Origin of the sequence: Methylobacterium sp. Leaf94, from assembly GCF_001426045.1 — a bacterium.
Taxonomy (GTDB): domain Bacteria; phylum Pseudomonadota; class Alphaproteobacteria; order Rhizobiales; family Beijerinckiaceae; genus Methylobacterium.
Genome location: NZ_LMRM01000012.1, coordinates 362,641 through 371,202, shown reverse-complemented (window position 1 = coordinate 371,202; position 8,562 = coordinate 362,641). Strand labels below are relative to the sequence as shown.

Here is an 8,562-nt window from a genome sequence, read left to right as displayed (position 1 = left end):
CGCAACTTGGCAACGATCTCCTCAGGTTTCGGGTGCTTTGCCATCTCGTCCGTCCTCCAGGCTCAAAAGCCATACCAAAGGGCGGACCACTTCAATGGGGGCGGATCACCAGCGACGACGAGCAAGCCGATGCCCGAGAGGAAGCCGGCTGTCATTCGATGGGCCAAGACCGCGGAGATGAAGGGTACGACGAGGAGCGGCGCGGATAGAGCGATCATCAATTGCCCGGCATCAAGGGCAGATTGTCCTTCGATGCCGATGAAGCGTGCCGGCAGCAGGATGATGAGCGTGACATACAAAAACGCGGGGGATGCAGCGAGAATTTGCACGCCGACGAACTTCGCATCGCGGAATAGCGAAAGGTCGAGCATTGGTCTCGCCACACGCCGCTCGATCAGGACAAAGGCGGCGAAAAGGAAGATCGAAGCCACCAGCGATCCGACAACCGCCGCACTGTTCCAGCCTTCTTCCGGTGCAAGCAACACGGCATAGGTGAAGAGCGTGAGTGCCGACGTGAAGCTGATCGCGCCGGGCCAATCGAGGCCGGCGGCATTCGGGTCACGCGACTCTCGCGCCGACTGGATCACCAGCACGTATCCTAGGATGCCGATAATCGCTGTGGCGTAGAACACCCAGCGCCAACCCAGCGAATCGACCAGTGCGCCGGCTACGAGCGGCCCGAATGCCAACCCAACACCGAAGGTCGTTCCAAGTAGGCTAAACACTCGTGTTCGGGCCTGACCTTGGTATTCCTGTGCTAGCGATGACATGGCTCCCGCGAATGCCGCTGCGCCGCCAATACCTTGGATTGATCCGCCCCCATTGAAGTGGTCCGCCCTTTGGTATGGCTTTTGAGCCTGGAGGACGGACGAGATGGCAAAGCACCCGAAACCTGAGGAGATCGTTGCCAAGTTGCGNTGATCCGCCCCCATTGAAGTGGTCCGCCCTTTGGTATGGCTTTTGAGCCTGGAGGACGGACGAGATGGCAAAGCACCCGAAACCTGAGGAGATCGTTGCCAAGTTGCGGCAGGCGGATGTGCTGATCTCACAGGGCCAGAGCGTGGCCGATGCAATCCGCGCGCTCGGCGTGAGTTCGGTGACGTACGCGACGAACTCCTGAATGGCGAGATCTTCTACACACTCAAGGAGGCGCAGATCGTGATCGAAAGCTGGAGGCGTCACTACAACAYTGTGCGCCCACATGCATCGCTGGGATACCGGCCCCCGGCACCGGAGGTGTTCGTGCCAGCGTTCTCCGCTTGGCCGTCTGCGCTCGCCCGACCAGCTGCGCCGGCCAAGCTACCCGTGGTGAAGCGGCCTACCGCGCACTAACTTTACCCTTGGACCACCGCGTGGGGGCCGATCAGTCGTCTGCGCTCGCCCGACCAGCTGCGCCGGCCAAGCTACCCGTGGTGAAGCGGCCTACCGCGCACTAACTTTACCCTTGGACCACCGCGTGGGGGCCGATCATTCGTCGTTTTCACGCTCTTAATTGTTGACTTGGTCTCAAAGAATGGTGCGGGTGGTCGGAATCGAACCGACACTCCTTTCGGAACCGGATTTTGAATCCGGCGCGTCTACCAGTTCCACCACACCCGCATTTTGCCGCCGATTCTAGCCAGCGCTCTTTGCACCTATACTGCACCTAGAGCGAAATCCAAAGATCGTCAGCCTTTTTTCTTCCCTAACAAGCCATTGAAAACACACCGTTTTCGGCTCGTCGCATTTTTTTGTGAAATAGTAGACAAACCACTTTTTGAATCCGGCGCGTCTACCAGTTCCACCACGCCCGCAGCGGTCGCGTCATCGCACACCTTCCCGGTTTCGGCCAGTGGTGTTTTCTTCGCAGTGCGGTCTGCGAGCGCTCGCCATGGACGGCGCCGTATGGTCAAAGGGCGCCGCCCATCCCCTCCAGCCCTCTCGGACCCCTTTATGATCCGTCGCCTCTACGAGTGGATCCTTGCGCTCGCGGGCAAGCCCTCCGCACCCTACGCCCTCGGCGCGGTGGCCTTTGCCGAGAGCTCGTTTTTCCCGGTGCCGCCGGACGTGATGCTGGTGCCGATGGCGGTGAGCCGGCCGGATCGGGTCTGGTTCTACGCCCTCATCACCACCCTGGCTTCGGTGGCGGGCGGCCTCGTCGGGTACGCAATCGGCGCCCTGCTGTTCGATTCCATCGGCCAGTGGGTGTTTCGGGTCTACGGCCTGTCCGACAAGGCCGCCACCTTTCAGGCCTCCTACGCAGAGTACGGACACTGGGTGATCCTGCTGAAAGGCCTGACGCCGATCCCCTTCAAGCTCGTGACCATCACCTCGGGCTTCGCCCATTACGACCTGTTCTGGTTCGTGGTGCTGTCGCTGCTGACGCGGGGCGCCCGGTTCTTCATCCTGGCGGGACTTCTGGGCCGCTACGGCGTTCAGATCCGGGGGGTGCTCGACCGCCACCTCAACGTGGTGGCGGCGATCTCCGTCGCTGTGATCATCCTCGGCTTCGTGCTGTTCAAGGTGTTGCTCTAGACCAAGGTGATCTTAGAGAGATGGATTACGCTTCACTCCTGCGCCTGCGCCGCGCCGCCCTCCTCCTGCTCGTCGGATCCATGCTGACGCTCGCGGGCGCCTGGTACTTTCAGTGGGGGCTCGGCTACGTGCCGTGCAAACTCTGCCTGCAGGAGCGGATTCCTTACTACGCGGCGATTCCGTTGGCGCTCCTGGGCCTTGTCCTGCCCGTCCGGGCCACCCGCCTCGTCCTCGGCCTCGCCGCCCTGGGCCTTCTCTACGGGGCCGGGCTCAGCGTCTATCACGCCGGGGCGGAGTGGAGCCTCTGGGCCGGCCCCACCGATTGCGGGGGCGGCGCGGGCGCCAATCCGTCCGACGTCGGCGATTTCCTGAACGCGCTCCAGAGCACGCGCGTGGCCGACTGTTCCACGGCGGCCTGGCGCCTGACCGGGATCTCTCTCGCGGGCTGGAACGCGCTCATCGCCTTCGCCCTGGCGTCGGTAGCCGGAACCGCCGCGCTGAAGCGCTGAGACTCAATGCCGGTCTTCGGAGGCCGGCGGCAGGGGCGCCACTGCGATGCCCTCGTCCACGAGGGCGCGCGCCTCGTCCAAACTGGCCTCGCCGTAGATCGCTCGGGTCTCGGTCTCCCCGTAGTGGATCCGCCGGGCCTCCTCCGGGAAGCGCGTTCCGACATCGTCGGCGTTCCGCGTCACCGCCTCGCGCATGGCCCACATCAGGGCGCGCAGGCGCTGCTCGGGTTCGGTGAGCGCCAGTTGCGGCGTCGTGTGCGGTGCCGCGGGGATCGAGCCCGCCTCCGAGGAGAGCCCCGCCGGGGCCGGCGGGGTGCGGGAACCGCGATCCGTTCGGACGACCGAGGGCGCCATCATGCTCTTGCCGACCCGGACCGAGCCGCAGACCGGGCAGGAGACGAGTCCGCGCGCCGCCTGCGCATCGAAGGAATCGCTCGAGGGAAACCAGCTCTCGAAGCCGTGCTGGGCCTCGCAGACGAGGGTATAGCGGATCATCGGGTCACGGTTTTCGGAAGACGTGTGCGAGCGGCGTCAGGAAGGGCGCCCCACCCGCTGGATCGTGAAGGGGCGGGCATGCTGCAGGGTCGGAATGCGGGCGCGGGCATCGGCCACGCGGGCGAGGTCGATCTCGGCGAGGATCACCCCCGGCTCGGCCCCGTCGGCGTCGGCCAGGATCCGGCCCCAGGGATCGACGATGAGGGAATGGCCGTATGTGTCGCGCCCGTCCTCGTGGTGCCCCCCCTGGGCCGCCGAGATCATGAACGAACCGGTCTCGATGGCGCGGGCCCGATGCAGCACGTGCCAATGCGCCTCCCCCGTCTGCTTGGTGAAGCAGGCCGGCGCCGTCAGGACGGTGGCGCCCGCCTCCGCAAGGGCCCGGTACAGGGCCGGGAAGCGGATGTCGTAGCAGATGGCGAGGCCGATGGCCGCCCAGGGCGTGTCCGCGACGACGGCGCAGGCGCCCCCCGTATAGGTCGCGGATTCACGCCAGCGCTCGCCGTTGGGCAGGTCGACATCGTAGAGATGGAGCTTGTCGTAGGAGGCGGTGATCGCCCCCTCCGCATCGATCAGGAAGGCGCGGTTGGCGACCTTGTCGCCGTTGCGCACGGCGAGTGACCCGATCTGGATCACGATGCCGCGCGCGCGGGCGACGTCGCGCAGGGCCGCCAGCGTCGGGTCGTCGTCCTGGGCCGTGACCTTCTCGAACAGGCTCGCCTTGCTGCGCTCCACCAGGGAGGTCATCTCGGGGGTCTGGACGTAGTGCGCACCGGCATCCGCGGCCTCGCGGACCAGGGCCACCGCGGCGTCGCGGTTGGCGAGGGGCTCGCGGCCCGAGCGCATCTGCACGCAGGCGGCCGTGAATTTCGGCGCGTCGCTCATGCGGCCACCAAGGCGTCGAGCTTGCCGGCGCCATTCAGGGCATAGAGGTCGTCGCAGCCACCCACATGGGTGTCGCCGACGAAGATCTGCGGCACGCTCGTGCGGCCCCCGGCGCGCTGAACCATGGTGGTGCGCGAGCCGGATGTCCGCTCGACGTCGATCTCGGTGAACGCGATGCCCTTGTCGCGCAGCAGGCTCTTGGCCGCCGAGCAGTACGGGCACCACGCGGTTGTATAGATCGTGACCGGCTTCATCGTCGAAACGCCCCATCCCAATCCGTACAGCATATAGGCGAGCCGGCGGGCTCTTCCTACTGCCTCGATTCGGTGGGGGTGTCGGCGGTTACGCTCAGGCGGCCAGCAGCTTCTCGACCTCGTTGACGAGATCGCGCAGATGGAAGGGCTTCGACAGGACCTTGGCGTCCTTGGGGGCCTTCGAATCCGGGTTCAGAGCCACGGCGGCGAAGCCCGTGATGAACATCACCTTGATGTCCGGGTCCAGTTCGGTGGCGCGGCGCGCCAGCTCGATCCCATCCATCTCGGGCATCACGATGTCGGTGAGGAGCAGCTCGAAGGGCTCCTCGCGCAGGCGATTATAGGCCGACAGCCCATTGTCGAACGACAGCACGTCGTAGCCGGCGTTCTGCAGCGCCTTGGCCAGGAAGCGGCGCATGTCGTTGTCGTCTTCCGCCAGGAGGATCTTCATCGAGCAGCGTCCCGTACCTTTGATTCGATGTGTTCTTTCCACAAAGCACCGGCTTGGTAAACAGAACGTTGCCGGCCCGTCGGGGCGGGGGTGTCCAACGGCACGAGCGGCGGCCTTGCGGCACGCCCGTCCTGCTGGACAGGCGAGTCGGCAACCCGCAAAGTGGGGCGATGCGTTGTCCCGTCCGCACCGAGGCGCCCGCGCCGCGATGACAGAGCCGTTCCAGACCCCCGAAGCGTCCGGGGCGGCAGCCTTCGATCCGCCCTTCACGGTGGACGAGCCGACGGCGCATACCCTCCCCTTCGTCTTCAACACGCCGCATTCCGGCACGGTCTACCCGCCGGCCTTCCTGGCCGCCTCGCGCCTCGACGGGCTCGCGCTGCGGCGCTCGGAAGACGCGCACGTGGACCGGCTGTTCGCCCCGGTGGTCGATCTCGGAGCGCCCCTCATGCGGGCGCATTTCCCGCGGGCCTTCCTCGACGTGAACCGCGAGCCCTACGAACTCGACCCGCGCATGTTCGACGGACGCCTGCCAGCCTTCGCCAACACCCGCTCCATGCGGGTGGCGGGCGGCCTCGGCACCATCCCACGCCTCGTGGCCGACGGGCAGGAGATCTATCGCGGACGTCTGCCGGTGGCGGCCGCGGTCGAGCGGATCGAGGCCCTGTACAAGCCTTATCATCGCGCGCTCCGCAGCCTGATCCAGCGCACGGCGCGCCAGTTCGGGCACGCCATCCTGATCGACTGCCACTCGATGCCGTCGTCGAGCCTCGGGCGCGACGAAGCGGCGCGGGCCGACATCATCCTCGGCGACCGTTTCGGCACCGCCTGCGCGCCGATCCTGATCGACGCCTTCGAGCACCACCTGCGCGCCCGCGGCTACCGCGTTCTGCGCAACAAGCCCTACGCGGGCGGCTTCATCACCGAGCACTACGGCGAGCCGAACGTCGAGCGCCACGCGCTACAGATCGAGATCAATCGGGGCCTCTACATGAACGAGGCGAGCCTCGCGATCACGCCGGGCTTCTCGGAATTGGTCTGGCACCTGCGCAGCGTCGTGGCGGCCGTCGCCGCCGAGGTCCAGGGTCTTGCCCCCTCACGGATGGCCGCCGAGTAGGGCCCTCCGACAAGAAAGTTTTGGCAGCGGCCCGAAAAGATTTGCCGGCCGCTTGCGCGAAAGTGACGGTTTTGCCGCCCCCATCCGGGCGAAGTCCGGTTAGGAGTAGCCCAGATTGCGCGCGTACCTATAATGCCGGGACGCCGCCGCCGCACGAGCCAGAGCCCATGACGTCTCGCATCCCAGACTTCGCGACCGTTCCCTACGCGGCCGATGCCGTGCCGGCTCCGGTGCCGCCCACGGGCGAGCCCTGGATGACGCCCGAGGGCATTCCGGTGAAGGGCGTCTACGGCCCCGAGGATCGCGAAGGCATCGAGTTCCTCGACACCTATCCGGGCGTGGCGCCCTACCTCCGCGGCCCCTACCCGACGATGTACGTGACCCAGCCCTGGACGATCCGGCAATATGCCGGCTTCTCCACGGCAGAGGATTCGAACGCGTTCTACCGGCGCAACCTCGCCGCCGGGCAGAAGGGCCTGTCGGTGGCCTTCGACCTCGCAACCCACCGGGGCTACGATTCCGACCATCCGCGCGTCTCGGGCGATGTGGGCATGGCCGGTGTGGCGATCGATTCGATCTACGACATGCGGACGCTGTTCTCAGGCATCCCGCTCGACGAGATGACCGTCTCGATGACGATGAACGGCGCGGTGCTGCCGATCCTGGCCCTCTACATCGTCGCGGCCGAGGAGCAGGGCGTCCCGCCGGAAAAGCTCGCCGGCACGATCCAGAACGACATCCTCAAGGAGTTCATGGTCCGCAACACCTACATCTACCCGCCGGCGGGTTCGATGCGGATCATCGGCGACATCTTCGCCTACACCTCGAAGAACATGCCGAAGTTCAACTCCATCTCGATTTCCGGCTATCACATGCAGGAGGCCGGGGCGACGAACGACCTCGAGCTCGCCTACACGCTGGCCGACGGGGTCGAGTACATCAAGGCGGGCCTCGCCGCCGGGCTGACCATCGACCAGTTCGCTCCACGTCTGTCGTTCTTCTGGGCGATCTCGACGAACTTCTTCATGGAGATCGCCAAGATGCGGGCCGCGCGCCTGATCTGGGCCAAGCTCGTCAAGGAGTTCGAGCCGCAGAGCGACAAGTCGCTGCCCCTGCGCACCCACAGCCAGACCTCGGGCTGGTCGCTGACCGCGCAGGACGTCTTCAACAACGTCACCCGAACCTGCATCGAGGCGATGGCAGCGACGCAAGGGGGCACCCAGTCCCTGCACACCAACGCGCTGGACGAGGCGCTGGCGCTGCCCACCGACTTCTCGGCCCGCATCGCCCGCAACACCCAGCTCTTCCTGCAGCAGGAGAGCGGCACCACGCGCATCGTCGATCCGTGGGGCGGCTCCTACTACGTCGAGAAGCTGACACAGGACATCGTCGCCCGCGCCTGGGAGCACCTGCGCGAAGTCGATGAGCTGGGGGGCATGGCCAAGGCCATCGAGGCCGGCATTCCGAAATTGCGCATCGAGGAGGCGGCCGCCCGAGCCCAGGCTCGGATCGATTCCGGCCGCCAGACCATCGTGGGCGTCAACAAGTACAAGCCTGACGACGACCGTGCCATCGAGCTCATGCGCGTCGACAACGGCAACGTCCGAACCCTTCAGATCGACAAGCTGAAACGGCTCCGGGCCGAGCGCAACCAGGCGGAGGTCGACGCGGCCCTGGCGGCCCTGACGGCAGCGGCGCGGGGGACGGGCAACCTCCTCGAACTCGCCGTGAACGCGGCGCGGGCCAAGGCGACGGTGGGCGAGATCTCGGACGCCTTGGAGACGGCCTGGGGCCGTCACCGGGCTGAGATCCGCTCGATCTCGGGCGTCTACAAGCGGGAGGTGGGTGGCATGTCGCCGGTGGTCGAGACCGTTCGCAAGCTCGTGGAGACCTTCGAGGAAAACGACGGGCGCCGCCCGCGCATCCTCGTCGCCAAGATGGGCCAGGACGGACACGACCGCGGCCAGAAGGTGATCGCCTCCGCCTTCGCCGATCTCGGTTTCGACGTGGATATCGGGCCACTCTTCGCGACACCCGCGGAAGCTGCCCGGCAGGCGGTTGAGAACGACGTCCACATCGTCGGCGTGTCGTCGCTGGCCGCCGGCCACCTGACCCTGGTGCCGGAGCTGAAGGCGGCGCTCACCGACCAGGGCCGCGGCGACGTGATGATCGTCATCGGCGGCGTCATCCCGCCCGGCGACTACGACGCCCTCTACGCCGCCGGCGCCTCGGCGATCTTTCCGCCCGGCACCGTCATCGCGGAGGCCGCCGTGAAGTTGATCGAGGAATTGAACGGGCGCCTCGGCTACGCCGCGCGCCAAGCCGCCGAATAAGGCA

At 66.4% G+C, this 8,562-nt stretch carries 10 protein-coding genes, 1 tRNA gene and 1 pseudogene; 6 read left to right on the top strand and 6 right to left on the bottom strand.

Annotation, left to right across the window (positions count from 1 at the left end):
• Positions 1–62: 62 nt before the first annotated feature.
• The gene (locus ASG63_RS27010) at positions 63–911 is read right to left on the bottom strand and encodes an MFS transporter (protein WP_200957542.1); all 849 of its coding nucleotides are present in this window, start codon (positions 909–911) and stop codon (positions 63–65) included.
• Positions 912–982: 71 nt separating this feature from the next.
• Here ASG63_RS27010 and ASG63_RS10165 point away from each other — a divergent pair, with 71 nt between their 5' ends.
• Both ASG63_RS10165 and ASG63_RS24100 read left to right on the top strand, forming a co-directional pair.
• Positions 983–1,120, top strand: coding sequence for a hypothetical protein (locus ASG63_RS10165; protein WP_156394135.1), 138 nt, complete (start codon positions 983–985; stop codon positions 1,118–1,120).
• Positions 1,102–1,332: pseudogene (locus ASG63_RS24100) on the top strand (integrase core domain-containing protein); the annotation flags it as partial. The gene ASG63_RS10165 and the pseudogene ASG63_RS24100, both read left to right, overlap by 19 nt.
• 182 nt (positions 1,333–1,514) lie before the next feature.
• Here ASG63_RS24100 and ASG63_RS10160 read toward each other — a convergent pair.
• Positions 1,515–1,599, bottom strand: a tRNA-Leu gene (locus tag ASG63_RS10160).
• A 333-nt stretch (positions 1,600–1,932) separates the two neighbouring features.
• On the opposite strand from ASG63_RS10160, the gene ASG63_RS10155 reads away from it, so the two are divergent.
• Positions 1,933–2,514, top strand: a complete 582-nt coding sequence (locus ASG63_RS10155) for a YqaA family protein (protein ID WP_056215313.1) — start codon at positions 1,933–1,935, stop codon at positions 2,512–2,514.
• A gap of 20 nt (positions 2,515–2,534) precedes the next feature.
• Positions 2,535–3,023 carry a disulfide bond formation protein B gene (locus ASG63_RS10150; RefSeq protein ID WP_056215310.1) on the top strand — a complete coding sequence of 163 codons (489 nt, stop codon included), beginning with the start codon at positions 2,535–2,537 and terminating at the stop codon, positions 3,021–3,023.
• Between the two features lie 3 nt (positions 3,024–3,026).
• On the opposite strand, the gene ASG63_RS10145 is transcribed toward ASG63_RS10150, so the two are convergent.
• The 4 genes from ASG63_RS10145 to cpdR form a co-directional block, all read right to left on the bottom strand.
• A complete protein-coding gene (locus tag ASG63_RS10145; protein WP_056215307.1) occupies positions 3,027–3,518 on the bottom strand; it encodes a DUF1178 family protein in 492 nt (163 codons plus the stop codon).
• A 36-nt stretch (positions 3,519–3,554) separates the two neighbouring features.
• Positions 3,555–4,403, bottom strand: a complete 849-nt coding sequence (locus tag ASG63_RS10140) for a carbon-nitrogen hydrolase family protein (RefSeq protein ID WP_056215303.1) — start codon at positions 4,401–4,403, stop codon at positions 3,555–3,557.
• Positions 4,400–4,657: a glutaredoxin 3 gene (gene grxC, locus ASG63_RS10135; RefSeq protein ID WP_056215299.1), complete on the bottom strand. Its 258-nt coding sequence runs from the start codon at positions 4,655–4,657 to the stop codon at positions 4,400–4,402. The genes ASG63_RS10140 and grxC overlap by 4 nt, the downstream gene beginning before the upstream one ends.
• 94 nt (positions 4,658–4,751) lie before the next feature.
• Positions 4,752–5,108, bottom strand: a complete 357-nt coding sequence (gene cpdR, locus ASG63_RS10130) for a cell cycle two-component system response regulator CpdR (protein ID WP_003603128.1) — start codon at positions 5,106–5,108, stop codon at positions 4,752–4,754.
• Positions 5,109–5,316: 208 nt separating this feature from the next.
• Here cpdR and ASG63_RS10125 point away from each other — a divergent pair, with 208 nt between their 5' ends.
• Both ASG63_RS10125 and scpA read left to right on the top strand, forming a co-directional pair.
• Positions 5,317–6,225: an N-formylglutamate amidohydrolase gene (locus tag ASG63_RS10125; RefSeq protein ID WP_056215295.1), complete on the top strand. Its 909-nt coding sequence runs from the start codon at positions 5,317–5,319 to the stop codon at positions 6,223–6,225.
• Positions 6,226–6,392: 167 nt separating this feature from the next.
• Positions 6,393–8,558, top strand: coding sequence for a methylmalonyl-CoA mutase (gene scpA / locus ASG63_RS10120; RefSeq protein ID WP_056215292.1), 2,166 nt, complete (start codon positions 6,393–6,395; stop codon positions 8,556–8,558).
• The last annotated feature ends 4 nt before the right edge of the window (positions 8,559–8,562 follow it).

What these genes read in the sequence shown, in the direction of transcription:
- ASG63_RS10150 (WP_056215310.1), top strand. Translation starts at nt 2,535, where the DNA reads ATGGATTACGCTTCACTCCTGCGCCTGCGCCGCGCCGCCCTCCTCCTG.
- ASG63_RS10145 (WP_056215307.1), bottom strand. Translation starts at nt 3,518, where the DNA reads ATGATCCGCTATACCCTCGTCTGCGAGGCCCAGCACGGCTTCGAGAGC.
- ASG63_RS10125 (WP_056215295.1), top strand. Translation starts at nt 5,317, where the DNA reads ATGACAGAGCCGTTCCAGACCCCCGAAGCGTCCGGGGCGGCAGCCTTC.
- ASG63_RS10140 (WP_056215303.1), bottom strand. Translation starts at nt 4,403, where the DNA reads ATGAGCGACGCGCCGAAATTCACGGCCGCCTGCGTGCAGATGCGCTCG.
- scpA (WP_056215292.1), top strand. Translation starts at nt 6,393, where the DNA reads ATGACGTCTCGCATCCCAGACTTCGCGACCGTTCCCTACGCGGCCGAT.
- ASG63_RS10155 (WP_056215313.1), top strand. Translation starts at nt 1,933, where the DNA reads ATGATCCGTCGCCTCTACGAGTGGATCCTTGCGCTCGCGGGCAAGCCC.
- ASG63_RS10165 (WP_156394135.1), top strand. Translation starts at nt 983, where the DNA reads ATGGCAAAGCACCCGAAACCTGAGGAGATCGTTGCCAAGTTGCGGCAG.
- cpdR (WP_003603128.1), bottom strand. Translation starts at nt 5,108, where the DNA reads ATGAAGATCCTCCTGGCGGAAGACGACAACGACATGCGCCGCTTCCTG.
- grxC (WP_056215299.1), bottom strand. Translation starts at nt 4,657, where the DNA reads ATGAAGCCGGTCACGATCTATACAACCGCGTGGTGCCCGTACTGCTCG.